Here is a 14,967-nt window from a genome sequence, read left to right as displayed (position 1 = left end):
ACTTATAAAAGCCATCCAATTAGTTTTGGATGGCTTTTATGTTATATGAGTATTTCGAAGGTTAATTTTTTAATGTTGGACGTCTTTTAAACGTCTATAGTCATTTACTAAGAATAGCCTGTCATTTAAATCATTTCAAAATGTAGATTTATAACGATGTTTGTCGTGAAATTGTCATTTATTCTTTTGGGTTGTTAAAAAATGTTAAATACTAAACAGACAACATTAGATTTGCCTCTTACAAATTTTTAATCAATCTACTAACATTAAATTCATGAAAAAACTTCTACAAAGTTTGTTCGTACTTTTGTTTATTGCATTTTCTGCAATAGCTCAAGACAGAACAATTACTGGTACAGTTACTTCTCAGGATGACAAATTACCAATTCCTGGTGTAAGTGTAAGAGTAAAAGGTGTACAATCTGGAACAGTAACAGATTCTAACGGAAAATATTCTCTTAGTGTACCTTCGGGATCGAATACATTAGAGTATTCATTTATTGGTTATACAACAAAATCTGTTGTGATATCTAATACAACTACAATTAATGTGGCTCTTACTACAGATGCAAAAACACTAACTGATGTTGTTGTAGTTGGATATGGTCAACAAAGCAAAGCCTTAACAACTCAATCTACAACTACGGTAAATTCGAGTTCATTTAAGAATATGCCAATTCAAACACCTCAACAGGCTTTACAAGGTCAGGCGGCTGGTGTGAATATGGTAAATTCTTCTGGAGTATTAGGTGCTGAAGCACAAATTACGGTTAGAGGTGGTTCGTCTATCGGAGCAGGTGGTAGACCACTTTATGTAATCGATGGTGTTCCATTAAATTCTTCTGGTGGTGATTATAGCCAAGCTCAAGGTGGATCATCTTCATTAAATCCATTGTTGAATATCAGTGCTAATGATATTGAAAGCATGACTGTATTAAAGGATGCTTCCGCAGTAGCTATTTATGGTTCTCGTGGATCAAATGGTGTAATTTTGATCACAACCAAAAAAGGTGCGTCAGGAAAAACGAGAATTACTGCAGAATATCAAAACGGATTTTCTTCTCCAACAGCTACTGAAGAAATGATGAATGCAGATCAATTCCGCAAGTTTAGAACGGATTATTTGAGAGCAAATAATGGAACTATTCCAACTTATCCATCAGCTAGTTATGATTGGATAGACGCAGTTGTAAGGACTGGAAAATTAAACAATGCCAATTTGAGTGCTGCGGGTGGTGATGAGAGAACACAATTCTATATTGGTGGATCATATTCTGATGAAAGTAGTTATACTTTGGGTAATCAATTACAACGTTTGTCAGGAAGATTAAACTTAACACATAAACTATCCGACAAGATAAATTTTGGGTTAAATTATAACCTTTCGAGAGTTGACATGGACCGAATTGGTTCTGAAAATAACACATATGCACCATTAACTGCTGCTTATCTGCAATTACCTTATATTACACCTTATGGTCCAGATGGACAATTCCAAAATACTGGTTTTGTAGCTAATGTAGTTGCCATTGCTGCTACAGGTATCAACAAAAATTATTCCGACAGAAGCACAGGAAATGCATTTGCAGAATTAAAAATTATTGATGGTTTGAAATTAAAAACTGACTGGGGTATTGATAACTATGGTATTGACGAAAAATACAGAGAACTTGATCTGCTTACTCCAGGTGGATATGCTTATAGATCAAATTATACTGATCGCAAATGGGTTACCAGCAATACGTTAAATTATAACAAAACTTTTGGTAAGCATACCGTTGGAGGATTGTTAGGATATAGTTTTGAAACCTCTACTTTAACTCAGATTTTTGTTGAAGGATCAGGTTTCGCCAGTGACGACCTTCCTAACGTGGGATCAGCATCTACGCCAATTACAGCATCTGAAAACATTTATGATTGGGCACTTGAGTCACAGTTTGCTCGTTTGAATTATGATTTTGATAAAAAATATCTATTAGAAGGCTCTTTCAGAAGAGATGGATCTTCAAGATTTGGACCTAATAAAAAATATGGTAATTTTTATGCTGTATCGGCTGGATGGTTGATCTCAAATGAGAAATTTTTTAATAAAGATAACAAGTACGTACAAAGCCTTAAACTTACCACCAGTTACGGAACAGCAGGTAATGATAACATAGGCTATTATCAGTCTGTTGGTACGTTCGCTTCAGGCGCCAATTATCTTGGGGCTGCTGGTTTAACCCCAGATGTAGTGCCAAACCCTAATTTAAGTTGGGAAGAAACTGCCCAATTAGATATTGGTGTATCTGCAAGGTTATTTAATGCTATTGATTTACAGGTAAATTACTACAATAAAAATACTACTGCATTACTTGTTAACGTTCCTTTCCCATATACTACTGGTTTCGCGTCCAGTTCACAAAATGTCGGCGAATTGAGAAATCGTGGGTTTGAATTTTCTGTAAACTCAGATAATATAAAGGGACGTGATTTTACCTGGAGAACATCATTCAATATCGCATTCAATAAGAATAAAGTTTTATCTCTACCAAAAAATCTTGATGAAGATGGTCGTGACTTTTTACAAGGAAGCCCTGTACAACGTGCAATCACCGGATATTCAAAAAATTCATTTTATTTGATTCGCTATAATGGCATTAATCCACAAACTGGAAATGCAGAATGGCTAAAGAAAGATGGAACACCAACTACAACTCCGACTGCTGCTGATCGAGTAATCGCTGGAAAAGGAGATCCTGATTTTCAAGGAGGTATCACCAATACTTTTACCTATAAAAACTTCGATTTAACAGCATTCTTTAACTTTACCTATGGAAATGATGTATACCTTGATGGTTTAACATTCACAGATAATTTTGGTACAGGTTCTTACAACAAAAGTGTTAAGTTGTTAGACTATTGGACACAGCCTGGACAAAATGCTTTTGCGCCTGCGTTAAATAGCCCCACTCGAACTACTTATTCTCAGGCCTCTACAGCGCAGTTAAGAGATGGTTCATACCTCCGTTTAAAGAATTTAACTTTTGGTTACAATCTTCCAAAAGAATTCTTGCAAAGAACAAAAATCTTTTCAAGCGTAAGACTTTATTTCTTGGCACAAAACATTTGGACAATTAAGAATAAAGAATTTAGAGGAGATCCGGAAATCTCAGCAAATGGTGCATCAAACTTAGTTGTAGGTCAAAGTTTCTTTGCTTTACCACAAGCAAAATCGTATACTTTTGGTGTAAATATTGGTCTTTAATAACTGAAAAAATGAAATTAAGATATTATATATTAACCTCAGCCATCGTTTTATCGATGTTTGGCTGTAAAAAAGAACTAGATTTGTTACCGCAACAATCTCTTTCAGATCAGATAGTTTTTAATAGTCCTGCCACTACGCTTAGTGCACTAAGGGGTGTATACAGTACCGCTCAGACACTGGATTTTTATGGTAGCTTACCGCAAGTAATAGGTGACTATATGGGAAATAATGTAGATTTTGTAGGCACATTCCCTACCCTGCAAGATCTAAATAATTTTTCAGCTGTTTCAACTAATTCAAATGTTCAGGTACTGTGGCAGATTCATTACCAAGTTATAGCAAGAGCAAATACGATCATTTCGAAAGTGAATGGTGTTGAAGGATTATCTGCAGAAGAAAAATCTCAATACATAGCCGAGGCGAAATTTTTACGTGCTTTAGCTTACTTCCAGTTAGCTAACTTCTTTTCTCAACCTTTCCAGGTAAGTGCTGGTACAAATTTAAGTGTACCCTTAGTTACCGCTGATTTTACAGGAACTATTGAGTTTCCCTCGAGGAATACGCTAAGCCAGGTTCATGCGCAAATCATTCAGGATTTAACGGAAGCTTCAGGTGTATTACCTCAGTCGTATGCTGATGCTGCAGAAACCCGTGGACGTGCAACAAAAGGTGCTGCATTTGCACTGCTTTCAAGATTATACTTGTACAGAGAAGAATGGTCAAAAGCAGAAAGTGCAGCAAGAAGTACGCTTTCTCAAGGTATTTATGATACCGCGCCAAATTATAGCTTTTATAGTGGCAATACAAGTGAAGATGTTTTTACTATTCAAAACAGTGCTATCGACAATGGTAGGACAGGTTCTGGTGGATGGGCTTCTTACTATAATCCAGCTGCCGTTGGCGGGCGCGGTGACGCTCCTTTTTCTCAAGACCTAATTAATGCATATACTTCAGAACCTGGCGACAGAAGATATAATTTAAAGAATTCAGGTACAGCTGCTGATGGTTTGCCTCACTTCTTTACTTCTAAGTTTCCTGATGCGGTAAACAATTCAGATAATTCTCCAGTTATTCGTACTACAGAAGTATACTTGAACCTGGCAGAGGCGTTAGCACATCAGAGTGCTACACCTAATGCTGAAGCCATTACAATTTTAAACTCGAGAATTAGATCAAGAGCAGGCCTTACCGCTAAAACGGTCGTTTCTCAACAAGCACTTATTGATGCATTATTGATAGAACGTCGCAAGGAACTTGCCTTTGAAGGACACAGCAGAATGGATTTACTTCGTAATAGACAGCCGTTGAGAGTAGGAAATGCACCTGCAGCTTTTGGTGGTGCCAAAACAGTCTTACCAATTCCTCAAAGAGAAATAGATAACAATCCAGGTTTGCAAGGTCAGCAAAACGCAGGTTACTAGTTTCTGATTTAACATAATTAATAAATACAAAAGCGTCGCTTTCGATTGAAGGCGGCGCTTTTGTATTTATTAATTTTTTTTGATAAAGAAGTTATTGCTAAAATATAAATAGGCACCTTAAAGCAATTAAGTTTTTATCATCTGAATGTAAAACGCCTGTTTAAAAAGACGCTAAATGCTTTTATTGGTTCAGAAATGTTGCGTATTTTTTTGAGATGTTATAAATTGCGGATTAATTAAATAATCAAACAAACTAATTTAAATTCATGAAAAAACTTTTACAAAGTTTGTTCGTGCTTCTGTTTATTGCATTCAATGCAATGGCTCAAGATCGAACAATTAGTGGAACAGTAACGTCTTCAGACGATGGACTTCCTCTTCCGGGCGTTAGTGTTAAAGCTTTGGGTACACAATCCGTTACCGTATCTAATGGAGAAGGTAAGTATTCAATCAGGATTACTTCAGCAGTACAAAGCTTACAATTTTCCTATCTAGGTTTCGTAACCAAAACAGTTAATGTAACCTCTTCAGGTATTGTCAATGTTGGTCTAGCTAGTGATTCTCAGGCATTATCTGATGTTGTTGTAGTGGCTTATGGCACTCAAAAGAAAGAGGCAATTACTGGATCAGTGGCTACGCTAGGTGCTAAAGATTTAGAAAACAGAACAGTAACCAATATTACCGCTGCGTTACAAGGTTCTGCTCCAGGCATTAATGTAGCTGCCTCTAATGGTCAGCCAGGAAGTTCAGCCGGAATTAGAATCCGCGGCTTTGGTTCATTTTCAGCTTCAAATACGCCTCTTTATGTATTAGATGGATCTGTTTATGACGGAAGTATCGGTGATATTAACCAAAACGATATCGAAAGCATTTCAGTTTTAAAAGACGCATCTTCATCTGCACTTTATGGCTCAAGAGGTGCTAATGGTGTGGTAATTATCACAACAAAAAGAGGTAAATCTTCACAGCCAACTATTAATGCAAGCATTGTGCAAGGTTTTTCAGAAAGAGGTATTCCTGAATATGAGCGTGTTAATGCACAAGAATATTATCCTTTAGTTTGGCAGGGTATTAAAAATAACCTGATGTATAATGCATCCCCTGCATTAACAGAAGCAGCGGCATCTACAAGAGCTTCAACGGATGTTTTTGCTAATCTGGTTTATAATCCTTTTAATGTTCCCGGTGCTCAGATTGTAGGCACAAATGGTCAACTCAATCCGAATGCATCATTATTGTATGATAATTTCGACTGGTATGATGCGATGGCAAGATTAGGAAAAAGAACTGATGCAAACTTAAGCTTTTCGGGTAAAAGTGAAAAATCTGACTTCTTTGTATCAATGGGATACTTAAATGATCAGGGATTTGTGATCAGATCTGATTATCAGCGTTTTAATGCTCGTGTTAATGTGAATACACAAGTTAAACCTTGGTTAAAAACAGGTTTAAATGTTTCTGGATCCATGACCACAGCAAATACAGCAAACGATTCTGGTACAGGCAGTGGCTCAAGCTTTGTAAATGCATTTTCATTTACAAGAGGCATTGGTCCTATTTATCCTGTTCGTGCTTACAATGCTGCAGGTGAGCCAATTATGAATAATTTAACTGGTGAGCAATGGTATGATTTTGGAAATCAACCAGGTGCAGTTGCTCGTCCACAAGGTGCTTCACCAGGCAGACATGTTGTGTATGAAACATTATTAAACGAGTATTTAACGAGGAGAAATCAAGTTAGTGCCAGAACTTACCTAGAAATAAAATTCTTAAAAGATTTTACATTCACTCCTACCTTTAGTATTGATTTAAGAAATAATAATGGCAATACTTATTGGAACCCTACTGTAGGGGATGGTGTAACTCAAAATGGCTATAAATCACAAACAAATAGCACGGTTAGGTCATACACACTTAATCAAATTGTAAACTACAATAAAACCATTGGAGATCATACGATCTCTGCCCTTGTTGGTCATGAAAACTATGATTTTAGCTACCGTGGTTTTAACGCAGCCAGAACTGGTCAAATTGTACAGGGAAATACAGAATTTGCTAATTTTGTAACTTCTAATAGTTCTGGCGGACAGGCAGATAGCGATCGAATTGAGTCTTATTTCTCGAAAGCAGGTTATAGTTACAAAGATAAATATTTCTTTGATGCTTCATTAAGACGGGATGGTTCATCAAGATTTGCACAAGAGTCGAGATGGGGAACTTTCTTCTCTTTCGGGGGATCATGGTCTATCAATAAAGACTTTTTGAAAGAAGTAAACTGGCTGGATGATTTAAGACTGAAAGCTTCTTATGGCCAGGTTGGTAACAATGCTTTGTTAAGTGGTACCAACACTTTATTAGATGGTAACAATAACAGTTTATATTATGCAGATCGTGCATTTTATGATTTAGGTTCAAACAATGGTGCTGAGCCTGGCGCCCTTTTATCATCAGTAGCCAACCCAGAATTAAGATGGGAATCGCAAAATACGTTTAATACTGGGTTAACATTTTCAGTATTTAAAAGAAGGTTATATGGTGAAATTGAATATTTCAAAAAATCAGTAGACAATTTATTATTTAATGTTCCTCAACCATTATCTGATCCTGTTGCTTCAATCAATAGAAATATTGGTTCTATGTACAACTCAGGACTAGAATTAATGTTGGGTGCTGATGTGGTAAGAACAGATAATTTCAACTGGAACTTAATCACTAACTGGACAATATTAAAAAATAGAGTAACTAAACTTCCTGCAGAAACACCACAAATAATAAGTGGTACAAAGAGAAGAGAAGTAGGTTATGATTACTATCAATTTTGGTTGAGACAATATGCAGGCGTAGATCCTAAAGATGGAGCCGCTTTGTACTTGCCTGATCCTACCCAAACTATTGCTGCAACGAATAAAAGGACAGTTAACGGGGTTGAGTATACTACAAATCAGTCAAATGCTCTTTTTGGTCGGTCAGGATCTGCTATTCCTGATTTAATGGGCTCTTTCACCAATACATTCAGCTATAAAAATCTATCACTTTCTGTTTTGGTAAATTACCAAATTGGTGGTAAATTCTATGACAGTAATTACCAGGGTTTAATGAGCACAAGTTCTTTTGGTGCGGCATTGCACAAAGACTTATTAGGGGCTTGGACACAAACTAACACAACAAGTTCTATCCCACGTGCTGATTATGGTAATTCAGCCAATATCAATGCTACATCAACAAGATGGTTAATAGATGCATCTTATCTGGCCATTCGAAACATTAATCTTTCTTATAATCTACCTAAAACCTGGTTAAGCAAAATCGATGTCACCAATGCAAGATTATTTGTAACGGCAGAGAACTTACACTTATTCTCTAAAAGAAAAGGTTTGAATCCTTCAGAGTCGTTTGATGGAACTAACTCCAATGTATATCCACAGGCAAGAATTTTAAGTGTGGGTTTAAATGCTTCTTTCTAAATTTTAATTATATAATATCAAACAGATATGAAAAAGATATTTTACTCAGCGATTTTAGCCGGTATGATTTTAGGCGGATCGGGCTGTAAAAAAGATTATCTTCAAACAACACCAACAGATAAAATTGATAGCAAGGATATTTTTTCTTCTACTGCTAATGCAAGTGTTGCTTTAAATGGGATATATCGCTATATGTTCGAAAGAACCACTACTACTACAAGTAATGCGCAAGGAAAACCAGGGGTTGCCGGAATTCTTTTGGGGATAGATTTTATGGGCGAAGATTTACACCAGGCTGCTGCAACATGGTTTACATCAACAGGTGAAGGTAATTATATTGCGCCTCGTACAGATACTGCACCAAGTAACTTATATTATTACCGTACATTTTTCAGGATGATTGGTAATGCCAATTACATTATTGAAAATATTGATGCTGCGGAAGGTTTAGCAGTTGATAAATCAAGAATAAAGGCTGAGGCGCTTACGCTAAGGGCTTATGCTTACTCTTACCTCGTTCAGTTTTATGGTACAAGATATAATCCTGATGCGAAGCCTAATAATCAGCTTGCGGTTCCATTGCCATTGAAGTCTTCTGATACCAAAATGCCAAGAGTTAGTGTGGAAACTATTTATGCTTCGATAGTAGCTGATTTAGATGCTGCAATTGCTTTAAATGCTGTTTCTGTTCCTAATAAAACTCATGCTGGGGTATGGGTTTCAAAAGGTCTTAGAGCCAGGGTAGCCTTAACTATGGGAGATTATGCTAATGCGATTAAATATGCTAAAGAGGTTGTAGACGGTAATGCTTTCCCGTTAATGAGTCAGGCGGATTATCAAACGGGTTTTAATAACATCAACCTGTCAGAATATATGTGGGGTGCGAATCCTACAACGGAGCAAGGTGATACTTTTGGATCGTTTTATGCACAAATTGCGTACAATGCAAATTCAAGTTACCAGCGCTCTACACCAAAAATGATTAATCAAAATTTGTATAATCTCATTTCTGCAACAGATGTAAGAAAGAAAATGTGGGAACCTCAGCCAACCGCAGTAAATTTCCCTCTGCCCTTAACTACATTTGTTAGAAGAAGTTATATGACCAGAAAGTTCTCCGTTAAAGCAATAGGTGACCCATCTTTAGGAGATGTGCCTTGGATGAGAAGTGCAGAAATGCATTTAATTCTTGCTGAAGCTTACGCAAGAAGCGGACAATACGCATTAGCACAGACCGCTCTATTTACGTTAGTATCCAAAAGAGATTTAAGCGCTATTAAATCTACTAATACGGCTACTGCCCTGATCGATGAAATTATGGTGAATCGTAGAGTAGAACTATGGGGTGAAGGTTTTAGATATTTAGATTTAAAACGGTTGAATTTACCTTTAGACAGAACTATCGCGAACGTTCCAAATTATGTTCCAGCTTCTGTTGCTAACGTATTGCAAATTCCTGCGGGAGATCCGAGATTCTTATTTTTAATTCCTCGTGATGAGTTAAACGCAAATCCAAATATTGGACCGCAAAATCCATAGTCTGGAGTTTAAATAATAATGTAAAAAGCGGCAATTTTCAATTGAAAATTGCCGCTTTTTACATTATTATTTTTTTATCAATTGATGCTTAAAATAATTCCAGTCCAAATCTAGATTGCATTTAATAGATATAACTCTCCTAAATGTAAATGATAATCCTAATAGTTATAACCATTTTCTATCATTTTTCTTATCGGAATTCGTTTATTTCCATTCTATTAGGGCATACTTTCATTATGTATTAACAAATAATTTATTAATGGATGCCATAGCAATTTTTCTTTTATCTCATTTTAATATAAATGTATCTTTTTAGTTAAAAAGATTCAGGCTAATTTAAAATTTACAGTACAAAATACACTATTAACGCATTATTTAAGCATTTGTAGCTATAAATTAACTTACTCTGGCAGGTTTTTGTTGAAAATCTGCAAAACAAAATTTGTTTGTAAAATTTGCTTTACAGATTTCTAGTCATATATTAGAGAAAATTATTAACTAAACTAAACTAATTTATGAAAAAACTTTTACAAAGTTTGTTCATCTTCTTGTTCCTGGCAGGTACTGCTATGGCTCAGGAAAGAACAATCACTGGTACAGTTACGGGTAAGGAGGATGGATTACCATTGCCTGGTGTAAGTGTAAAAATCAAAGGGGCATCTGGCGGAACCACAACCAGTGCTGAAGGTAAATTCACTATCAGGGCTACTAATGGTGCAAGTATTGAATTTTCATCTATAGGGTATTCGCCTGTAGTTCGTGTTGTAACCAATTCGAATGTGCTTAATGTTGTTTTGACTAATGATGCAAGATCACTATCTGATGTTGTAGTGGTAGGTTACGGATCAGTAAACAGAAAAGACGTTACTGGTTCTCAATCTAGTGTATCCGCTCAAGAATTTACGGACAGGGCTATCCCTTCATTCGACAAGGCTTTGGCAGGTAAAGCAGCAGGTGTGCAGGTAATTACGGCGAATGGATTATTAGGCCAACCAGCTCAGGTACGTATTCGCGGTACAAATACAATCACTTCGGGCCAGGGACCATTATATGTTGTTGACGGAGTGCCAATCTTCTCAGGCGATGTAGGTGGATTTACAGCTTCAAATGCTTTGGCAGATATTAACCCTAATGATATTGAATCTTTTGAAGTATTAAAAGATGGAGCATCTACGGCTATCTATGGATCGAGAGCTGCAGGTGGTGTAATCTTAATTACGACCAAAAAAGGTAAAGCCGGACAAGCCACATTCACTTATGATGGTTATTATGCTGTTGGTAAAGTGTCTAAAAGATACGATCAATTAAATGCTGCTCAATTTATTGAAATTGCAAATGAGCGCTACGCAGCTCAGGGTATTGCACCTCGGGCATTCTCAATGCCTGATGGTCAAGGTGGGATTGTAGATACAGACTGGCAAGATTATCTTTTCAGAACGGCATCTCAACAAAATCATAATGTATCAGCATCTGGAGGTACGGAAAAAGCAAAATATTATTTTTCATTAGGATACAGCGACCAGGAAGGTGTAATCATTTCCAACTCGTTAAAAAGATATTCTTTGAAAGCTAACTTTGACCAAAAGGTGAATAAAGTATTTAGCTTCGGTTTAACATCTGGTTTTACTTATCAGGACAACACAGGGCCACAAACAGGTAGTAACACTTTGTCTGGAAATATTTTTGGTGGACTTCGTATGTTACCCAACGTACCTGTTTATGACGCTGCAAATGTAACAGGCTACAACATTGCACCAAATAGAACTGCGTTAGGGCAGGGCAATAATTTAGTTACCATCTCTGATAACATCGGTAACCAAAGATTTATACTAGATAATAACATCAGAAGGGCGCAAACTTATCGTTTGTTAGCAACTGCTTATGCAGAGGTGAATCTTTTCGATGGCTTAAAATTTAGAACACAAGTAGGTGTTGATAATCAAAATGTGGATGATTTTATTTATACTGATCCTCGCGCTGGTGATGGAGTAAGTAGTAATGGTAGTATGTCACAATCTTTTGCTCCTAGTATTAGGTTAGATCTTCAGAACGTATTGTCGTACAATAAAAGCTTTGCAGATGCACATAACCTAAGTGTAACCTTGGTTCAGGAATTTCAAAATGACAGGTCATCTTTCTATCAGGCTTCTGTTTCTAACTTAACAGATATCTACTGGAACCAAAATATCGTAACTGGTACTTTCGTTACGCCAACAGCATCTGGAAGTTTGGTTCGAACAGCTTTAGAATCTTATCTTGCTCGTGTAAACTATAATTATAAAAACAAGTATTACATCGGTGGATCAATTCGTTCAGATAGAAATTCAAATTTACCGGAAGCAAATCGCTTAGGTTATTTCCCTGGTGTATCTGCTGCCTACCGCGTTTCTGAAGAATCTTTCTTTAAAAACGCTTCTGGTTTAAGTTTTATTTCTGATTTACGCCTTCGTGGATCATATGCGGAAGTGGGTAATGTAAGCATTGGTAACTTTAGGTATTTAGGGCAATATAATGCAGCGGTTTATGGTGCGCAACCGGGAATTGGCTTCAGTAATATTGGTAACTATAACCTTCAGTGGGAATCTCAGAAGAAAGTTGACGTTGGTTTAGAATTAGGCTTATTTGCTGGTCGTATTAATGTTACTGCAGATTATTTCAGACAAAATACAGATGCATTGGTACAAAATGCACCTACAGCACCGTCTCTAGGTGTTCCCACAAATACCATTACACAGAACGTGGGTAACATTTTAAATTCAGGTTTCGAATTCTCCATTGGTGGCGATGTTATAAAGAATGACAATTTCTCTTACAATGCAAATTTCACTTTTACAAGTCAGAAAAACGTTGTAGAATCTTTGAGAGAAGGTCAGGATCAGATCAGCACTTACAACATTATCCGCGTTGGTGAATCTTTAAATTCTTTCTATGGTTATGAATACGCTGGCGTAAACATGGCGAATGGTAACCCATTATATGTTAAAGGGAACGGACAAATTATACAAGGTGATGTAACAACCCAAACGTATAATGTTTATGATCCTGCTAACCCAGGTGCAACAGGTGCTTCTGCTATTTTATCTGCATCAACAGATAAGAAGGTTCTTGGAAGTTCATTACCTAAATGGTTTGGAGGCTTAAACAATACCTTTACTTATAAAGGCTTTGATTTAAATATCTTCTTAAGATTTCAAGGTGGAAACAAAATCTACAACAGAACACGCGTAGACCAGTTGAACCAAAACTTTGTAAATAATGGAACAGAGATCTTAGGCAGATGGCAAAGTGTTGCTAATCCAGGTGATGGGGTTACGCCAAGACAATATTTTGGAAGATCTACCTTCATCAATAGAGATGGAGATGCTACAACCCGTTTCTTAGAAGATGGAAAGTTCTTGAGATTAGACAACGTGGCTTTTGGTTATAAAGTACCTCAGAGTTTCGCCAATAAATTAAAAGTAAGCGGAATCAGATTATACGCTTCTGCACAAAATTTATTTGTAATTACAGGCTATAAAGGTTTAGATCCGGAAACAAATACAGCAGCTTCTGCCACTGCTGGATACGGAACAGACTTCAACGGAAACCCTCAACAGCGTACCTTCACATTTGGAGCTAACGTTAGATTTTAACTGACTAAAGAAACTAATAATGAAAAACAAATATTTCATAAATAAAAAGGCCTGGGTGCTGCCCTTATTAGGCTTAATGTTATTTGCAGGATCTTGCAAAAAATATACAGACATTGTACCTGACAATACTTTTGCCGAAGATGATGCCTATTCAAACCCTCAAAGAGCCGCATTAGCCATTACTGGGGTATATAGTGCAGCACAATCAAGTCCATACACAGATAACTCCAATCGTGGCTATCCTTTTGGCGCAGCAAACACGATTCAGGGAGATATGAGAGGTGAAGATATGATGGCAATTCCTTCATTCTTTTTGGTTACTTACGAAAATAGTTTCGATGCCACTACAGCAAATAATACAGCCCTATGGACAAGTTTATATGCCACTATTAACCGTGCAAACATTGTACTTACCAAATTAAAGGAAGCGGCTGCCGCTGGTACAATTACCACAGATGTTGCTACAGCAGGCGAAGCAGAATGTCGTTTCATAAGGGCATTAAGCTACCATGAATTATTAATTCATTTCGCTCGCCCGTATAATGAAACCACTGGTGCAACACATCAGGGGGTAGTATTAAGAACGGTAGGTATTAATACTCCAGAATTGGTAGAACAATTTAAAAATGAAGGTCGTAGTACAGTTAAGCAAGGTTATGATTTAATTCTTTCTGATCTTGATTTTGCAGAAACAAACTTAGCAGCGCAATCAACGGCTTCACTTAGAATCACCAGAGCGACAAAAGGCGCCGCGGTAGCTTTAAAAACAAGAGTGAAATTACATATGGGCGATTATGCGGGTGTAATCACTGAAGGCGCAAAATTAGGAACAGCAGCAACGGCAGCCACTTTTACCGCCCCAACTGCGCTTGGTGGGTATGCTTTAACTGCTACACCTGATGGTCCCTTTGCCAGCGTTGGTGCAAACTACGGCAATACGGAATCAATTTTCTCCATTGAAAATTCAACAATCCGGAATGCGGGAACCAACGGTTCATTAAGTACTATGTATTCAAAAGCACCAGGTAGAGCTTTGGCGGTAATTTCTCCAATTATCTGGAACGATCCATCATGGAAAGCCACAGATCTTCGTAGAACGTTATTAGCTACAACAGATGCTGCAACAGGAGTAGCTGCTAAATACTATTTTAGCGCAAAATACAAAGATCCGGCAACCTGGACAGATGCAAATCCAATTATCAGATATGCAGAGGTTTTATTGAACGTTTCTGAAGCTTATGCCAGAACTGGAAACACCATTCAATCTTTAGCATTGTTAAATGCCGTTAGAAACAGATCCGTTCTTGCTGCGGATAGATATACTGCTGCCAGTTTCCCAGCTACAACTAACTTAATTCAAGGCATTATCAACGAAAGAAGAATCGAATTTTTAGGAGAAGGTAAACGTTGGATGGATATCCACCGTTTGGCTAAAGAAAACTTATATGGTCCAAATGGTATTCCTGCAAAAACAAGCTCTACTGTTGCTTTTTCTGCATATAATGCGGCTGCAGGTTACACAGGAGCAAGAGCTATTTTAGCAATTCCATATACAGGAGCGAATACGAGTTTCAGATTTATCTGGCCAATTCCAACCGTAGAAACCCAGGCTAACCCTGTTTTAGCAGGACAACAGAACCCAGGCTACTAAGCATATTATA

General features: G+C 37.1%; 6 protein-coding genes. All 6 read left to right on the top strand.

What is annotated here, in order from left to right:
• The first annotated feature begins 274 nt into the window (after positions 1 to 274).
• The 6 genes from SOM16_RS09410 (at position 275) to SOM16_RS09385 (ending at position 14,957) form a co-directional block, all read left to right on the top strand.
• Positions 275 to 3,247, top strand: coding sequence for a TonB-dependent receptor (locus tag SOM16_RS09410; RefSeq protein ID WP_320463752.1), 2,973 nt, complete (start codon positions 275 to 277; stop codon positions 3,245 to 3,247).
• Positions 3,248 to 3,258: 11 nt separating this feature from the next.
• Positions 3,259 to 4,671, top strand: a complete 1,413-nt coding sequence (locus tag SOM16_RS09405) for a RagB/SusD family nutrient uptake outer membrane protein (RefSeq protein WP_320463751.1) — start codon at positions 3,259 to 3,261, stop codon at positions 4,669 to 4,671.
• Positions 4,672 to 4,937: 266 nt separating this feature from the next.
• The gene (locus tag SOM16_RS09400; RefSeq protein ID WP_320463750.1) at positions 4,938 to 8,135 is read left to right on the top strand and encodes a SusC/RagA family TonB-linked outer membrane protein; all 3,198 of its coding nucleotides are present in this window, start codon (positions 4,938 to 4,940) and stop codon (positions 8,133 to 8,135) included.
• A 27-nt stretch (positions 8,136 to 8,162) separates the two neighbouring features.
• Positions 8,163 to 9,674 carry a RagB/SusD family nutrient uptake outer membrane protein gene (locus SOM16_RS09395; RefSeq protein WP_320463749.1) on the top strand — a complete coding sequence of 504 codons (1,512 nt, stop codon included), beginning with the start codon at positions 8,163 to 8,165 and terminating at the stop codon, positions 9,672 to 9,674.
• A 515-nt stretch (positions 9,675 to 10,189) separates the two neighbouring features.
• Positions 10,190 to 13,306, top strand: coding sequence for a TonB-dependent receptor (locus SOM16_RS09390; protein WP_320463748.1), 3,117 nt, complete (start codon positions 10,190 to 10,192; stop codon positions 13,304 to 13,306).
• 19 nt (positions 13,307 to 13,325) lie between these two features.
• Positions 13,326 to 14,957: a RagB/SusD family nutrient uptake outer membrane protein gene (locus SOM16_RS09385; protein ID WP_320463747.1), complete on the top strand. Its 1,632-nt coding sequence runs from the start codon at positions 13,326 to 13,328 to the stop codon at positions 14,955 to 14,957.
• The last annotated feature ends 10 nt before the right edge of the window (positions 14,958 to 14,967 follow it).

This window comes from Pedobacter sp. CFBP9032 (genome assembly GCF_034045265.1).
GTDB lineage: Bacteria > Bacteroidota > Bacteroidia > Sphingobacteriales > Sphingobacteriaceae > Pedobacter.
Note: the sequence above shows the minus strand (reverse complement) of the source record. Positions and strands in the feature narration are given on the sequence as shown.

Bases quoted from the DNA above. Each gene is read 5' to 3' on its own strand.
- SOM16_RS09410 (WP_320463752.1), top strand. From the start codon at position 275: ATGAAAAAACTTCTACAAAGTTTGTTCGTACTTTTGTTTATTGCATTT.
- SOM16_RS09405 (WP_320463751.1), top strand. From the start codon at position 3,259: ATGAAATTAAGATATTATATATTAACCTCAGCCATCGTTTTATCGATG.
- SOM16_RS09400 (WP_320463750.1), top strand. From the start codon at position 4,938: ATGAAAAAACTTTTACAAAGTTTGTTCGTGCTTCTGTTTATTGCATTC.
- SOM16_RS09395 (WP_320463749.1), top strand. From the start codon at position 8,163: ATGAAAAAGATATTTTACTCAGCGATTTTAGCCGGTATGATTTTAGGC.
- SOM16_RS09390 (WP_320463748.1), top strand. From the start codon at position 10,190: ATGAAAAAACTTTTACAAAGTTTGTTCATCTTCTTGTTCCTGGCAGGT.
- SOM16_RS09385 (WP_320463747.1), top strand. From the start codon at position 13,326: ATGAAAAACAAATATTTCATAAATAAAAAGGCCTGGGTGCTGCCCTTA.